Origin of the sequence: Pseudomonas sp. D1-36 (genome assembly GCF_051132205.1) — a bacterium.
Classification (GTDB): Bacteria; Pseudomonadota; Gammaproteobacteria; order Pseudomonadales; family Pseudomonadaceae; genus Aquipseudomonas.
Genome location: NZ_CP071674.1, coordinates 1,955,243 through 1,970,176, shown reverse-complemented (window position 1 = coordinate 1,970,176; position 14,934 = coordinate 1,955,243). Strand labels below are relative to the sequence as shown.

14 protein-coding genes, 1 tRNA gene and 1 pseudogene are annotated in these 14,934 nt (G+C 53.8%); 6 read left to right on the top strand and 10 right to left on the bottom strand.

Translation table 11 applies throughout. The annotated features are described in order from the left end of the window. Positions 1-988 precede the first annotated feature (988 nt). Positions 989-1,405: pseudogene (locus J3P76_RS08860) on the bottom strand (PACE efflux transporter); the annotation flags it as partial. Between the two features lie 107 nt (positions 1,406-1,512). On the opposite strand from J3P76_RS08860, the gene J3P76_RS08855 reads away from it, so the two are divergent. Next, positions 1,513-2,397, top strand: a complete 885-nt coding sequence (locus J3P76_RS08855) for a LysR substrate-binding domain-containing protein (protein WP_434701767.1) — start codon at positions 1,513-1,515, stop codon at positions 2,395-2,397. A 124-nt stretch (positions 2,398-2,521) separates the two neighbouring features. Here J3P76_RS08855 and J3P76_RS08850 read toward each other — a convergent pair whose 3' ends face one another. The 5 genes from J3P76_RS08850 to J3P76_RS08830 form a co-directional block, all read right to left on the bottom strand. Continuing rightward, on the bottom strand, positions 2,522-2,725 hold the full coding sequence (locus J3P76_RS08850; RefSeq protein WP_434676554.1) for a hypothetical protein: 204 nt from the start codon (positions 2,723-2,725) through the stop codon (positions 2,522-2,524). Between the two features lie 99 nt (positions 2,726-2,824). Next, a complete protein-coding gene (locus J3P76_RS08845; RefSeq protein ID WP_420765760.1) occupies positions 2,825-3,055 on the bottom strand; it encodes a hypothetical protein in 231 nt (76 codons plus the stop codon). Positions 3,056-3,851: 796 nt separating this feature from the next. Then, positions 3,852-4,457 carry a hypothetical protein gene (locus J3P76_RS08840; RefSeq protein ID WP_434559737.1) on the bottom strand — a complete coding sequence of 202 codons (606 nt, stop codon included), beginning with the start codon at positions 4,455-4,457 and terminating at the stop codon, positions 3,852-3,854. Between the two features lie 1,024 nt (positions 4,458-5,481). After that, a complete protein-coding gene (locus J3P76_RS08835; RefSeq protein ID WP_434701766.1) occupies positions 5,482-6,732 on the bottom strand; it encodes an MFS transporter in 1,251 nt (416 codons plus the stop codon). Continuing rightward, positions 6,725-7,387 carry a 3-keto-5-aminohexanoate cleavage protein gene (locus tag J3P76_RS08830; RefSeq protein WP_434701765.1) on the bottom strand — a complete coding sequence of 221 codons (663 nt, stop codon included), beginning with the start codon at positions 7,385-7,387 and terminating at the stop codon, positions 6,725-6,727. The genes J3P76_RS08835 and J3P76_RS08830 overlap by 8 nt, the downstream gene beginning before the upstream one ends. Positions 7,388-7,626: 239 nt before the next feature. On the opposite strand from J3P76_RS08830, the gene J3P76_RS08825 reads away from it, so the two are divergent. Beyond that, on the top strand, positions 7,627-8,601 hold the full coding sequence (locus tag J3P76_RS08825) for a LysR family transcriptional regulator (RefSeq protein WP_434559745.1): 975 nt from the start codon (positions 7,627-7,629) through the stop codon (positions 8,599-8,601). Positions 8,602-8,608: 7 nt separating this feature from the next. Here J3P76_RS08825 and J3P76_RS08820 read toward each other — a convergent pair whose 3' ends face one another. Both J3P76_RS08820 and J3P76_RS08815 read right to left on the bottom strand, forming a co-directional pair. Beyond that, positions 8,609-8,833: a hypothetical protein gene (locus J3P76_RS08820; RefSeq protein WP_434606740.1), complete on the bottom strand. Its 225-nt coding sequence runs from the start codon at positions 8,831-8,833 to the stop codon at positions 8,609-8,611. A gap of 501 nt (positions 8,834-9,334) precedes the next feature. After that, on the bottom strand, positions 9,335-10,246 hold the full coding sequence (locus tag J3P76_RS08815) for a LysR family transcriptional regulator (RefSeq protein WP_434701763.1): 912 nt from the start codon (positions 10,244-10,246) through the stop codon (positions 9,335-9,337). 255 nt (positions 10,247-10,501) lie between these two features. Between J3P76_RS08815 and J3P76_RS08810 the strand changes: the two genes are divergently transcribed. The 3 genes from J3P76_RS08810 (at position 10,502) to J3P76_RS08800 (ending at position 12,433) form a co-directional block, all read left to right on the top strand. Next, positions 10,502-10,912, top strand: a complete 411-nt coding sequence (locus J3P76_RS08810; protein ID WP_434559749.1) for a hypothetical protein — start codon at positions 10,502-10,504, stop codon at positions 10,910-10,912. Between the two features lie 180 nt (positions 10,913-11,092). Continuing rightward, complete coding sequence (locus J3P76_RS08805) at positions 11,093-11,734, top strand: hydrolase (protein WP_434559751.1); 642 nt, start codon at positions 11,093-11,095, stop codon at positions 11,732-11,734. A gap of 141 nt (positions 11,735-11,875) precedes the next feature. Beyond that, a complete protein-coding gene (locus J3P76_RS08800; protein ID WP_434701761.1) occupies positions 11,876-12,433 on the top strand; it encodes a nuclear transport factor 2 family protein in 558 nt (185 codons plus the stop codon). A 183-nt stretch (positions 12,434-12,616) separates the two neighbouring features. Here J3P76_RS08800 and J3P76_RS08795 read toward each other — a convergent pair whose 3' ends face one another. Beyond that, positions 12,617-13,261, bottom strand: coding sequence for a hypothetical protein (locus J3P76_RS08795; RefSeq protein WP_434701760.1), 645 nt, complete (start codon positions 13,259-13,261; stop codon positions 12,617-12,619). A gap of 129 nt (positions 13,262-13,390) precedes the next feature. Then, positions 13,391-13,467, bottom strand: a tRNA-Val gene (locus J3P76_RS08790). A 183-nt stretch (positions 13,468-13,650) separates the two neighbouring features. On the opposite strand from J3P76_RS08790, the gene J3P76_RS08785 reads away from it, so the two are divergent. Further along, entirely contained in the window at positions 13,651-14,934 is a 1,284-nt protein-coding gene (locus J3P76_RS08785; RefSeq protein ID WP_434606868.1) for an NAD(P)/FAD-dependent oxidoreductase, read from the top strand.

Here is a 14,934-nt window from a genome sequence, read left to right as displayed (position 1 = left end):
GAGGGAGCTTGCTCCCGCTGAGTGGCGAAGCCGCCCCCAAAAAGGGACGGCGAAAGACTAGGAACAGACCAGGGTTTTGAGCTAAGAAATTGGCAAAGGGGATTCATACGGCGCGAATGCCAGGATCATGTATCGGTCTTCGTAAAGCTCGCCCTGTACGTAGACTAAAGCGGCATCCAACTGCGGCCGCTTTATGTCGCATTTTCTTTAGGCTTGCCGATCGGAAGCCCTGAACTTTTGGGGTGGTAGAGCGATATGAATATGGCGAAGTTGGCCGGATCGAGCCGCTGCCGGCTCGTGATATGGCTGATCACACCCCATGTAACTGGGAAGTGTCTGACCTTTGCTAACCATGCAGACGGTAAAAACTTTAATTATCCGGTCTTAGTGCAAAAGGATGGGCTGCGAGTGCCAACTCGATATCAGCCCGCAATTCAGGATGGATTTCGACTCGAATAACCACTATCCGACTTGATCGATCAGACGCTGTGTGTTGCGGGTCGCCAGGGTGGGCCTGATTAGCGCGCTTGAGGACATTTTCAGAAATCTCCTACATCGAAGTTTTACAGCAGCGGCAAAAAAAACCGTCCCCTTTTCCCTTCCTCGTCGGCCATTGGTGTGCCCTCTCGCTCATTGATATGGGGTTGGGCAGACCATGGCGCTGGCACTTCAATCAGAACGCGGTTCGTCCCCCTGCACATCCCCCAATCTCACCTCGCGTATACCGCCGTCTGCAATGAACCGAACCACGACACCCTCTCCCTGCGTCAAGGCAAGAACATGATCGATCAACTCGCCTTGGCTGTCCGCTTGGCGGATCGGTTTGTAGCCATGGGATTTATAAAGTGTCCAACGGTCGTTCTCGAACTCGATCCTGTACACATCCACTGCCGAGCACTCCGATTGTGCGTTTTTCGGTAGATGCGCGACAGTGCTGGGGTGTTCCGGCCATGTGCTGAGCGGACTGCGCCGTAGATCCCTGATCTGACTGCGCCGAAAGTGGCACATCGAACACTCGATCAAATATCAACTGAAAACCCAGCGAATAAAAAAAGAAAAACACAAATAATCCAAGATTCGTCACCAGCGCCAACCACAGGCCGATACCCAACCAGGCTCCAATTACCGGCGTCAGAATCAGGGTCAAGCCGCCCTCGAACCCAAGGGAATGAAGCAGTCGGCGCCGCCAGTTGCGATGGCGGTTGGGTTGACGACGCTCCCACCATTCGAACAGGCCGTTGAAAAGCATGTTCCAGCCCAGCGCAACGGCGGAAATCACCAAGGACAGCAGGGTTGAATAGCCCATTCCCTGCTCATAGATAAGCGCGAGGGATGGCGCGACAAAAAGCACACCACCGGCCTCATAGAGCACGGCCTGAAGAATTTTGCGAGAGGCGCCTTGCATCGATTGTCTCCACGAATGGCGGACGGGAACCACAGCCTGGCAAGTTGAGCGCCGGCCCACAATTGAGCTAAATTGAGCCTCGCTCAACCTGAGTAACTTCCCCGCCCATGTTCGCCAAACTACCCCTTACCGCCTTGCGCGGCTTCGAATCCGCCGCACGGCTGGGCAGCTTCAAGGCGGCGGCCCAGGAACTGAACGTCAGCCCGGCGGCGATCTCCCATCAGGTCAAAAGCCTTGAAGCGTTTCTCGGCGTGCGACTGTTCGAGCGTTCCAGTCAAAATGTGCGGCTGAGCGCGGACGGCGAACGCCTCCAGCCCTACATGCACCGCGCGCTGCTCGATATCCAACATGGCCTGCAAACGCTATCGCCATCATGTACCGCACAATCGCTGGTGGTGAGCACAACGCCAGCGTTCGCCAGCCTGTGGCTGATACCTCGGCTCGGAGATTTTCATCGAAGACATCCTGAGATCGACCTCAGGCTGCACAGCAGCAACGACGTGATCGACCTGCGACGTGACGCCAGCATCGACCTGGCGATCCGCGCCCTCTTCACCTCGGATCCTCAACTGCTCGAGCAACCTCTACTGGAAGAATATTTCGGCGCGTATTGCCACCCCGACTGGCAACCACCCGCAGCGGGCTCGCCCATCGAACTGATTGACGTCCCCTGGCTGAGCAGCACAAACGTCACGGTGGACTGGGCTGCATGGTGCGCCAAGTCCGGCACCCTGGGTTGGCTGCAAAACGCGCGCCTGCGCCGCTATGACGAGGAACAGCACGCTCTGCAGGCAGCGGTCGCCGGGCATGGGCTGGTGCTTGCCAGTAATGTGCTGGTTGCGGAAGCGGTTGCACGCGGGCAACTGGTTGGTTATCAGCCTGAGATTCGCTTGGCGGGTGCGCGATATACGGTGGTGTGCGTACCGGGGCGGGAGCGGCAGGTTGAGGTGAGGGCTTTCAGTGAGTGGGTGTTGGGGCAGGATGTTGATTGAGTCGGAACGCACGAAGAAAGGAGCTATTGGCGGGTAAAGCCTGAACCAATGGGCGGACGAGGTGCTTGAACGAGCGACTCACGCCTGACGATAAAACAAAGTAGCCCGGCATCACATCAGGCCTTCAATGGAGCACTCTACGGCTTTCCCCGATTCTTATACGATCAAGGGCGAGGTTTAACGCATCCAGAGCCTTTAACAGCGCCTGTGCTTCAGCTTCCCGGCCATCTCCCCACAGGCGCTCAGCCATCTTGTTGAGCGCCTGGATAGATCGCTCGATTTCGGCAGCGCTTGCTGTCGTTTTGTTATCTGGCTGTTTCTTTGGCATGTCATGGACGCTTCTTTCAGGGTGGTTCGAGGCCTTTAGCGTTGCGGCCTATACCACCTGCTAGCCGAAAGCGCGCATAAGCATCGAAGAGCGCGCCACTCAAGCCCAGATGGCCGTCTCTGTGTTGATCTCGGCGACAGAAGTAGCATTAAACTGCCGCTGACGGTGAAGGTCATCGCGCATTTTAGAATAATCGAACTTCTTGTTCTCCAACTCTTTGAGCACAAGACTTGAAATTTTGTAGGTGCCGCAGTCACCGCAGTCGACAAGCTCTCCACTTTGATCCGCTTCGGACCGCTTCGCTTCCATCGCGCACAGATAGCACTTCATGACTGATCTCCTGTTCAATGATGTTTAGGAGATCGTCTCGTAACGGCGGAAGTTTCAACTGGCTGACCTTCGCTCAGTGACTACGCCAAATCAATCGTCCACCCGTCAGATGATAAAAACCCGGCTCCGTGGCCGGGTTCCATGGAATCATCAGCATCCGCTGTAGCTTACTTCGCACCGCCGTTGCCACGATTCGTCTGGGCATCCTGGTCGGATCCGGGGTTCCCAGGCGGCGGATTCCAATCCTCTGGCCTCTCGCCAGTGCCCTGCTTTGGCTCAGACTCAGCCTGATCGAGACCAGATCCATGTCCTTTGCCTGTGTCAGGCGCTTCCTCACTTGGCCCTGGGTATGGCGCTTCCGGACCGTTATTGTCAATCACCATAATCTCTCTCCTGTCTGCGGCGCAGTTCTGCGCATACATTTGAGAGGGCTTGCTTGGGCAGGAAGTGCTATGTCTGCGACGAGTGGATGAGCGATCAGGCCAGGACACCTCCGCTCAACTTCTTTCTGTTGCTCGTCAAGCGGCATGCCTTGGGCCCGCATCCTGGAAGAGGTCGTTCGGAAAAGGGGAAGGCTCGATATAGGAGACTGTTGAGGCAAGCGGCATTACGCCGCAGCCCTGCCTGCTGTCCTAATAAACGCTCTATGATGCCTTGACCGGGCTCAGTATCCGCCAAGAACAACCCATCCCCGTGGCGAGGGAGCCTGTTTCCGCTGGGGCGTATTCATACTCTTCCTTGAACTAGCCAAAAACGGCTTCAGCGCAGCTAAATAAATCGGCCCACGTTCCCGTATTCAGCACGTGAAAAATACATTACACCGGCTACACCACCCTTCAGCTGCGCTCCGGTTCATTGGAAAACGCAAGAGAGGATGACTCGTATCGGCAACCGTCAGGATTAGCGAGAACTTTATGTATCTGCGCCGAATTTCGTCGGCTGGAACGCTCATGCCTGCCCCATCGACTATTTGAAGGACTCCGCCTGTCACCCTGCTGTCGATCCGTTGCCACTCAAAATGCCAGCCCGTCACCCACATGAAGTCTCGAATTTGATAATCGCCGGCGGTGCTTTGGCATTGAGCGAGTTTTTTGTTAGAGACGTCAAAGACGAAAAACAGGGGGCTGGGATAGCCGAGCAGCTGAGTATCGTCCAGGCTCAAGCCTTCTTTTAAATTGATGGATGCTACAAGTGCTTTTGCTCGTCTCTTGCGCCGTATCAGATACCCTGTGGCGAGGAAAAAAATAGAAAAAGAAGCCAGCAAGAGCTGACGGCCTTCGACTGTAAGCTTATCGGGCGAAAACCGTATCATGCCCCACAAGAGTCCTATCGTCGTAAGCCCGGACACCCAAGCGGCGGGGATCACTATCCTGCGGAATATGGCTATTTGCCGTCTGCTCATTCGTTAGTCGCCGGAAAAATACATCCACCCCTACGCAATAGCGTCTTCACCTCTTCGATCGCCTGTACGGGATTTAGGCTCAACTGTTCAAAAAGCCTGGAGCCCGGGCGCACGTACGATTGCGAATAGTGCTTGGCGCTCCACATGACGATGTTGAGCAGATTCCCTCCTCCGATTTTAGGAATTGGCCGTAGGTCTTTTTCCCAGTGAAGACGATGTCGCGGATGATCCCCGGCCAACTCACATGTCGTCAAGGCGTTCAATACCCTGTCCGGCCACGTCCTTGCGAAGAATGAACGTCTGGACGCGTTTATCGCGACGGACGATGCGAACCCCAAGGCGCTCGTTTCAGCCCTTCTCACGAGCCTCGGCCTGCGTCCGTTGGATGTCGGTGGCTTGCAAGTGGCCCAGTCGCTGGAGTGGCTTGGACTGATGATGATCGGCTTGGCAAAGAACGGTGCTGGAAGCTGGGATATCGCTATGAATGTGGATATTGGGGTCAGGTCGGCATCGGAACCAGCGGTTACATGGCGGCCATTCGCGCCATCAAGGCTCATGTCATAGATGATGAAGAAGCCTCAACTACCTGAGGTAGAGGAGCACTAATGATTAAGGAGGGGTCCAGGCTACGAATCCTGTTCTCGATATGGTAGGCCCCCCTCTCGGTGTAGCGTAAGAAACAGCGACCGCAAATAGAGCACTCAGAAATCTTGCATAGATTGTAGGGAAAGTAGAGCGGTGCAATCGGAGCATCCAACGACCAGTAATTAGTATTGCTCGGATGATACTCAATGAGTGTCATTTCTTCCTCGACGTCATACATGAGCGTACCAATATCGACTAATAACGTCTCCGGCAGGGAAATCAGAGGACTTTCCCACCCTACCAGTGCCTTTTTCGTGCAAATGCAGACGTCACGAACGGAATGGGAGCGTTCTGCTAATGCATAAAGCTCTGAATGACTTAGATATTTGAGAGTATTCAAGCTCGACCCTTTCCTAGCAATGGTTCAAAAAGCCAACGGCTACTTATTACTCAGCGACGGTGATTTCGAGAGGCCAAATGTGCTCCAGGCTGTGCAAACCAGTGCGGTTAGAGTCATGATTATTAATACGCTCCACCCTGGCAGATAACTATGAGACAAGTCCTTCAGGAAACCCAATGCGGGTGGCATTATGACAATCGCAACTTGATTTATCGCCATGGCTAAACCTAATGCGAATCCAGTCTTATCCGGTGGTGCAGAATCAGCAACGTAGGCTACCCAAGGACCATACCAGCCAAAACCGAAGAATCCGAGCCAGCCGACTAATACGCTCAACATCCAGAAAGAACGCATAGGAGCCCAAGCGAGAATGATCAAGCCAAAAATAACTGCGAGCATACAGATCAACACAGGGAAATAGCGGCCCGATCTACAGCGATCACTCCATGCAGCCAAGATGATACGCCCCGCTATGCCCGCTCCCTGGGCAATCAACAGCAATGTGGCAGCGGCAGTGATGCTCAAATCGAGCAAATCATAAAGATAAAGTGCGGTGAATATCAAAATCCCATACTGGACCGAAATAAGGCTAACCCCCGAGAACATAATATTCTTCATCGCAGGATCGTTTAGCATGGATAATCTCGAAGCCAAAACTGCTTTTAATTGCTTTCCTTCAGCTTTCACCGGCGGGGGCTTGTTAGCATTGGCAGACCGATAAAAACTTAAAAAAGTCAGAGTTCCAAACAGCGCAACAAGTCCCCCCGCTAAAAAGGAGTACTGCCACCCCCAATGGGTGGCAATGTAGGGGAGTATCGCCGCTGAAAGCGCACCACCCAAAGGCAAGCCAGCCTGGCGGATACCCATAGCAAATCCTAACTGGCTTTTTGGAAACCAGCTAGAAACGGATTTGCTGCCGCCTGGTTGCGCGGTGCTGTAGCCAGCACCGACCACAATCAAAAACATAAGCAATGACAGGTAACTGCTAGCAAGCGTTGATGCGCAAAGTGCAACCGCAACGATTAAAGTTCCCACACCTACAACTTTGCGCTCTTCAAATCTGTCCAACAACTCCCCAGCAACTAGCAAGCCGAGAATGGGAACTAACTGTGCAGCTGAGACCAATAATCCTATTTGCATCGTGGACAGGTTCCAATCCTGCTGGATGAAAATAGCAATAGCACCGATACCTTGTACAAAGAAACAGGCGCTCGCTTGGGCCACCGTGGCGATCAGAAGAATAACCCAGCGATAACTGGCTTTTGGGTGCACACCGTTTACATCAGTCATTGAAAAGCTCCGGCATTTTCTGGTACGCCGAGAGGCCTTTGACGTTGTGCTGTGAAGTACTACCGTAGTCAGCCCCCTTACTCGTGGAGTTTGTTCCCATGGTCGCCTGTACAACACGGGCAGACGGCACGTATTTTTTTATATCGTCAAGAAAAGCAGAGCTGTACATATATTCAAAGTCGAGTTTTTGCGTTTTCTTTTCCAACTCACATATGATCTGCAGTTCTATCGCGGCTTGGATGGTGACGAAATGAGCTCCGCCGAAATGTAAAGGCAAAGCACATTGGCTAACCCGTTCCCATTCCCCAAAAGCCCTGATGTTTTCTTGAACCTCTTTACCGTTGCGACTAGCCCCGAAGCTCAATAGAATGTCTTTGCAGGAGCGCTGTACATTTCGGCTCACCGCCTGATAGATATCATTATCGGTGGTTTGCTCCTGCGTGATCGGGTTTCGAGCATGATAGTGATAGTAACGGCACCCGAGATCATAAAGTTCGATTGCTTCGTTAACGATGGCGTCTTGGCCTCCCTTAATAGTCATGCCTGTACAAATAGAGTCGAGAAGCTGATCCCCAGTAAGATAATGGTTGCGAGGCGTAAATTTTGCGCCCGTGGATGCGCACCCTAAGATAAGAGTGTTCTGTGGATTATTCATATTACTTCCCTGTCAAATGGCCAGATACCCTCTAATCGACTGTGCCGGTAGGCTGACTAGTACCTTGTCAGTATCGGCGTCGGCTGGGCCTTGACGTTTTATCAGTTTGCCACTTTCGCACGTTGCGGATTAAGCAAGGTTTTTTGATAAAACCTCATGCCAGAGGGTTTTTTTTGACTTTCAGACCCTGGGTTGCGCATGTCATGATACGACCACCAAAAAATTGCGAGATCAGCAACATGACGGATTTTCGGACCTTAAAGGATTTTATTGTGCTGGCCCGCGTTCGAAGCTTTTCCCAAGCCTCGATACATTGCAATGTAACAACCTCTGGCTTGAGCCGTAGGATCACCGCTTTAGAGGAATGGTTAGGTGCTTCGTTGTTTGATCGTGCACGTCACCAGCTAGAGCTTACCGATGCGGGTGCCGAGTTCCATATCGCTGCTGTCGAAATTGTAGAGCTGTTAGAAAAAACGAGAAACTCGGTTATCCGTACCCAAGAGAAGTTCAGGCGGCAAATTTCTATTGTTGCGCCACATATCATGTCGAGAGCGTTTTTTCCGGCTTGGTTGCCGAGGGCGAGCAAGCAGTTAGAGGCCACTCGTTTTTCCATAGACTTCGCCAATCTTCCTGAATGTTTCAAGCAACTAACCAATCGCTCAGTGGATTTTGTCGTCGCTTTTGATGACAAACATAATGGCATTAACGAACATCTTAATAAAACATTACCACTAGGGGAACTCGAATGCTTGAAAATTGGCCGCGAGTGGCTAGTTCCTGTGAGCGCACCTAATTTGCTAGGAGAACCTCTAAATAGCATTGGTTCACCTAGAGGTGAAATCTCATATCTTCATTACCGCCAGGATTGCTCTTTAAGTTGGGCGCTTGAAAAAATGTTAAAAGTCGCTCCAAACTTACCAGCACTTCGTAAAATTCATGATAGCTCTCTGGCCGATGGTCTTCGTTCTATGGCGATAACCGGATTAGGCGTTGCATGGCTTCCTTTGGAGATCGTTCGGAACGATCTGGAAAGGAAAGATTTGGTTCGGGCGGGCACTGCCGATTTTGATATAGCGTTAGAAATTAATATTTATCGTCGCAAAGAAAAGCTTGGCGCGAATGCTGAGATCTTATGGGACAATCTAAGTAGCATGACAAATGATTCCAGATTTACCGTAGCGAGCCCCGGCACCTCGTACACTTCACTAAGCTAACCAATTCCTACACGCCATTTATAAGATCAATCATCGCGCCATAAAAACGAAAAGCTGATCCACAGGTCATTAGCTGTGTCAGCACCAAGCCTATATGCGAAATGATTGCCCAGGCAAAAGCTACCGTCCCTGAAGAGCCGTTTTGAGCCTGAAGCGGCTCTTTGGTAGCTTCAGCTGCCGGCCCACCAGGGCGAGCGCCATCAGAGGTGCCAAAAACGAGTTCATAGGTCAAACCTGACTCGAGAAATTATGCTCGCCCATCCAAGAACCCTCAGCGTCTCTCGTCGACTTGCCAGTGCTAAACCTCAGCCTAATTAGATTAAAGACTCCAGCATTGATCTCAACCGCGCGAGCGCCGGCATTCATCGATTTTCTTGTCGATACGTTTGGCGGTGAGCCGTTCTGGGGGATTCGGCAGCCGGCTGAGCTCATCAGTTTTTGCAAACCACCTGCGGAGGCGCTGCAGGCTCTAACTTTCGGGGGATCACAATTGAAGTACCAGGCAAAGTGGTAACTTCGAGAACCGCTAACACGCAGAGAAGCGCTTGCTCGCCTCTTTGTTTGGCCTGGTGCCCACCCCGACAAAAGGGGTCGGATTTATTTTCTAGCCGTGCAGCCGTTGATCCAAGCTAATCGATTAATAGCGACTCGTAATGCAGCGAAGCTAAAATAAATCTGTAGTCTTTTCTGTCGTCCCCTTTCTGCCTTTTTCTGTGTCCCCTTTTCTCCAAACCTAACTGTCAAGCAGATCCCGATCCCAGAATGGCTCACCGCCAAACGTATCGACAAGAAAGTCGATGAATGCCCGCGCTCGCGCGGTTTGATTACGCATTGACGGATGCACCGCATACATTGCGATTGGTGGTCGCATATATTGCGCGAGCACAATAGAAAGCGCTCCGCGCCGTACCGCGTCATGGGCGATGAAGGTTGGAAGTACCGCTACGCCAAGCCCTGCGATGGCCGCTTCGCGAATGGCATCGCCGTTGGCGAAGTCGAGCCGGCTGGTCACTGATGGCACGACGTTGCCGGTGAATTTCCAATAGTGAGCGTCCTCGACATTAGAATAAGTCACGCCCGGAAAGCGCGACAATTCAACGGGACTTTGCGGTGTCCCGAGGCGCTCTAGAAGTGCCGGACTGGCGACGCACACGTGCCGGATGGTAACGAGCCGCCGAGCCACGAGAGATGAGTCTGGAAGCCGCGCGATGCGGATCGCGAGATCGAAGCCGTTGCGTATCAGATCGACCGTTCGATCATCGGTGTCGATGGAGACCGAGACTGCGGGATGGCGGTTCAGAAACTGGCCTATTGCCGGTGCCAGGCAGTGCGCTGTGAATGAGACCGGAGCGGCGATACGGATACGCCCCCTCAACGCCTTGCTTGCGCTCGAAGCGGCTTCCTCGGCCTCTTCAAGCCCCGCAAGCAACTCGACGGCGCGATCATGAAAATCACGGCCCGCTTCCGTGAGCTGGACACGGCGCGTCGTCCGGTCAAATAGCCGCGCCCCAAGCCTGTCCTCGAGGTCCCGAACTCGGCGACTCACCGCCGACTTGACGATGCCGAGGCGTTCCGCGCCCGCAGCAAACCCGCCGGCTGAGACGACAGCAACAAACGCCCGCATATCTTCGAATCGGTCAGCCATTGGCGGATTGTGCGTGCCGCAGCATCAGGAATCAACTGACAGCCCGTTTATTGAATATTTCCCGATTGTGCTCCAAACGAGAACAGTCAATCCTTGGATTGGTAGTTTTTCGAGAACTGGAACTGGCGTACTTTTGCCGCAGTTCGATTTCTGCCGTCGCAAGGCACGTCGGCAATTCACGATTCAGGGGGCTTCGTTGTTTGCCCTCGGTCAGACCGTTACGTCCACTGCTAGCGCCATATTCCTAGGACTCTCATGCCACATCCGAACGTCGCCGCGAACACCACTTCTCGACTCGCCCAAGCGGGCGCTTTGGCGTACATCATCTGGGCTCTGCTACACGTCAATGCCGCTTGGTCCATCTATCAGCTCGGCCAATCCATGGCTGAAGGCATGCCTCGGGGGCGCGTGCTGCAGGACGCCTGGAATCTCTTCTGGCTTTCAATTATCGCGCTCATCGTCGCAGTCGTCTTGAACTGGCGTAACGACGTTCGCGGGTGGTGGATCAACCTCTTGGTCATCAGCGTGGTCGATCTCGGTTTCATCTTTTACATGCTCTTTCCCGGCTATGTTTCGATGTGGCCCGGCCTGTCGGGCCCACTGTTCTGGGTTCTGGGGCTCGCACTGTCGAGCCTGGGGCTATACCGCCCGATGCGCCCCGCATAAAGCCTCGCTTTACCTGATCGCTACACCCTGAGCCGCACGGATCCAAACCGCGACCCGCCCCTTAAAAAAGCTAAAGCACTCCAAGGCATTCGACATATGTATGTCGAGTTTGGACCGGCTTCGCCTAAAGAAAACAGGCATGAGCTGATCTTCCATTTCACCCAACAAGGATAGCTATCCATGACAAGCGAAACGATGCGTAATCCACATACCGACCATCTCATCACGCCTCAGAACTCAGCACTTCTGATCATTGATTATCAGCCGATTCAGGTCTCCTCCATCCGCTCGATGCCGCGCGAGGAATTGGTCTTTAACATCACCAGCCTTGCAAAAGCGGCGGTGAGTTATGGCGTTCCAGTCGTTCATACGACGGTGAATGTCTCGTCCGGCCTCAACAAACCACCGATTGAGCAATTGCAGGACGTCCTCGGTCACCTTCCGATCTACGACCGCACCACCGTGAATGCTTGGGAAGATGTCGAATTCAAACAGGCTGTTAAAGCGCTCGGGCGTCGCAAACTTATCGTGACCGCGCTGTGGACAGAGGTGTGCTTGGCGTTCCCTGCGCTTGATGCGCTTCTGGAAGGCTACGAAGTATATGTCCCCGTGGACGCAGTGGGCGGTACCTCGGTGGCGGCCCACGAGGCTGGGCTCCGTCGTATTGAGCAAGCCGGCGGCAAGATGACCAGCCGCGTCCAGTTGTACTGCGAGTTCCAGCGCGATTGGGCTCGTAAGGAAACCGTCCCGGGCTTCATGGAAGTTTTCCAAAGTTATGACGGGTTCAACCCGGAGAAACCCGTCGCAAAAGGCGCCAACTAAGACCGGCCTCACCTTCGGGTGGACAGTAGCGGCGGCTCGAGCAGCCGCCGCTACCCTGTGTCGAGGAAATCCAAGAGCCAGTCCTCCATCGCCCCGTCCCCCCAACGTACTGCAAACAATAGTTAAAAACGGAGAATGCACATGACCATGTCTGAGACCAATTTGTCACCTGACGCTTCGACTGCTAACGCTGTGGCGGCACCGTCCACTAGCGAAGCGAAGGCTGCTGCTGCGCTATCGGTAGTCATGGAATTTCTGGCCAATACCGCGCCCGATAAGGTTGAAGCCGCTGCAGCGAAGCTGGCAGCTCCGGACGCAACTTACGTTTCTCTCAACTTCGACAATCCAGAATTAAAAAAAATCATGCCCTGGACCGGAACTAACAAGGGCCCGAAAGCCTTTAGTTCCTTATTCATGCAGGTATCGGATTATTGGAAGATTGAAGACTTCATCATCAGCACTAAAATGGCATCCGGTGAGGATGTTGCGGTTTTCGGCAAGTTCACCTACCGATCCGTGGCAGTGGGACACGTATTCACATCGCCGTTTTCCATCCATGCCAAGGTACGTGACGGCAAGATGATTTATTTCCAGTTTATGGAAGATACCTATGCATCGGCGAGTTCGTTCAGACAGTCGGGTTCGTGGATGGTAAAGACATCAGCGGATTCAGCCCCTTTTACGGTGAAGGCAGATTAATCATCCGCGAGCACGCGAAAACCATTTGATAGGAAAAGCGGGACATGGGCCGAGTTTATCTTCTAGCCGGCTCCTGATCCAACCAAGCGAATCCATTTGACGGAACTCACAGCGCAGCGAAAGTAAATCTGTCCCCTTTTTCGTCTTTTTTCCTAGGGGGATTTCGGCAGCCGGCTGAGCTCGTCAGTTTTTGCAAACCACCTGCGGAGGCGCTGCAGGCTCCAACTTTCGGGGAATCACAATTGAGGTTCCAGGCAAAGTGGTAACTTCGAGAACCGCTAACACGCAGAGAAGCGCTTGCTCGCCATCTTTGTTTGGCCTGGTGCCCACCCCAACCAAAGCCTCGTAATCCTTCCCTGGCTCCAGCTTATAAACGAGTGCCTGGCCACCGCAGGACCAGTAAGTGCTGCCATTGCCACCTATGGTCGCGCCCAGGGTCGCAAGTTGAAATGGAAGGTCAGCCCTGACGCGATACTCGGCTACGACCTCTTTGTATGCCCCTTCGCCCATCCGAATGGCAGGGATGTACTGGGCAAGAGTAGGCGAAACTCGTTTCGGCATGCCAATGCTTGCCGAATTAAGAGGGTACTGCGGATAGTTGATGTTCGCCGTCCCGTCACGCCCGAAACGTCCGGCCTGAGCCATCTTGTGCCGTGTAGCAGGAGCACAACTGCCAACGATGCTATCGCCGTACACATCGGAGTTGGTGATGACACGAACACGCGCAATTGCCTCGGATTGAGCAGGCTCTTCGTATGGAACTGAAGGAATTCCAGAACAACCCGCAAGTACGACACCAAAAAGCGTTACGAGAGTGACAACTCGCATGACCATATCCCTATGTATTCGAAGTTCGCTGATTGGAAAGGGAACAAACCCAGCCGTAAAGAGCGGCAACAAAAAAGGGCCCACCTTTCGGTGAGCCCTTCTAGACCGCCCAGCAGAGCGGATTTTGTTTGGTAGGCGCGATTGGACTCGAACCAACGACCCCCACCATGTCAAGGTGGTGCTCTAACCAACTGAGCTACGTGCCTGCTGTGAGGCGGCATTCTACGGAATTCCAAAGGGGTGTCAACACCTTTTTTTCACCTAAGCCTATGAATATGCAAAATATTTAATTGCGCCGAAGCGACAAGGATTTTGTGGTGGCTGGCGGCGGATTTTTATCTCGGGTAGGATCGCTGCATTCGTAAAAAATATAAAACAGAGGTTCCAGAATGGCGAACACATCCTACCCAGCGTCCTATTACGCCGCATCGGCCAATGCGACGCCGTCGCGCCCTGCCCTGCAGGATGATGTCGAAACCGATGTCTGCGTGATCGGTGCGGGATACACGGGGTTGTCTTCCGCGCTGTTTCTGCTGGAGCACGGTTTTAAAGTGACGATCGTCGAGGCGGCGAAGGTCGGCTTCGGCGCTTCGGGTCGCAACGGTGGGCAGATCGTCAACAGCTACAGCCGCGACATCGATGTGATCGAGCGCAGCGTCGGTCCACAGCAAGCGCAGTTGCTCGGCAACATGGCGTTCGAGGGTGGGCGGATCATCCGTGAGCGGGTGGCTAAGTATCAGATCCAGTGCGATCTGAAGGAAGGCGGTGTATTCGCGGCCCTCACCACTAAACAGATGGGGCACCTGGAGTCGCAGAAGCGTTTATGGGAGCGTTTCGGTCATACACAGCTGGAGTTGCTGGATCAGCGGCGTATTCGCGAGGTGGTGGCTTGCGAGGAGTATGTCGGCGGCATGTTGGATATGAGCGGCGGGCATATCCACCCGCTCAATCTGGCGCTGGGCGAAGCGGCGGCGGTGGAGTCACTGGGTGGTGTGATCTACGAGCAGTCGCCGGCGGTGCGCATCGAGCGCGGTGCCAGTCCGGTCGTGCATACGCCGCAGGGCAAGGTCAGGGCCAAATTCATTATCGTGGCGGGCAATGCTTACCTGGGCAATCTGGTGCCGGAGTTGGCGGCCAAGTCGATGCCTTGCGGTACGCAGGTGATCGCCACTGAGCCGCTGGGGGACGAGTTGGCCCATCGCCTGCTGCCTCAGGATTACTGCGTCGAAGATTGCAACTACCTGCTCGACTACTACCGGCTGACGGGTGACAAGCGCCTGATTTTCGGTGGTGGCGTGGTGTATGGCGCAAGGGATCCGGCCAACATTGAAGCGATCATTCGGCCGAAGATGCTCAAAGCGTTCCCGCAGCTCAAGGATGTGAAGATCGATTACGCCTGGACCGGAAATTTCCTACTGACTCTGTCGCGTCTTCCGCAAGTCGGGCGGCTGGGGGATAACATTTATTATTCCCAAGGCTGCAGTGGTCATGGCGTGACGTATACGCATTTGGCGGGCAAGGTACTGGCAGAGGCATTGCGAGGGCAAGCAGAGCGTTTCGACGCGTTTGCGGACCTGCCGCACTACCCCTTCCCCGGCGGTCAATTGCTGCGCACCCCGTTTGCAGCGATGGGGGCTTGGTATTACGGGTTGCGGGATCGGTTGGGGTTCTGA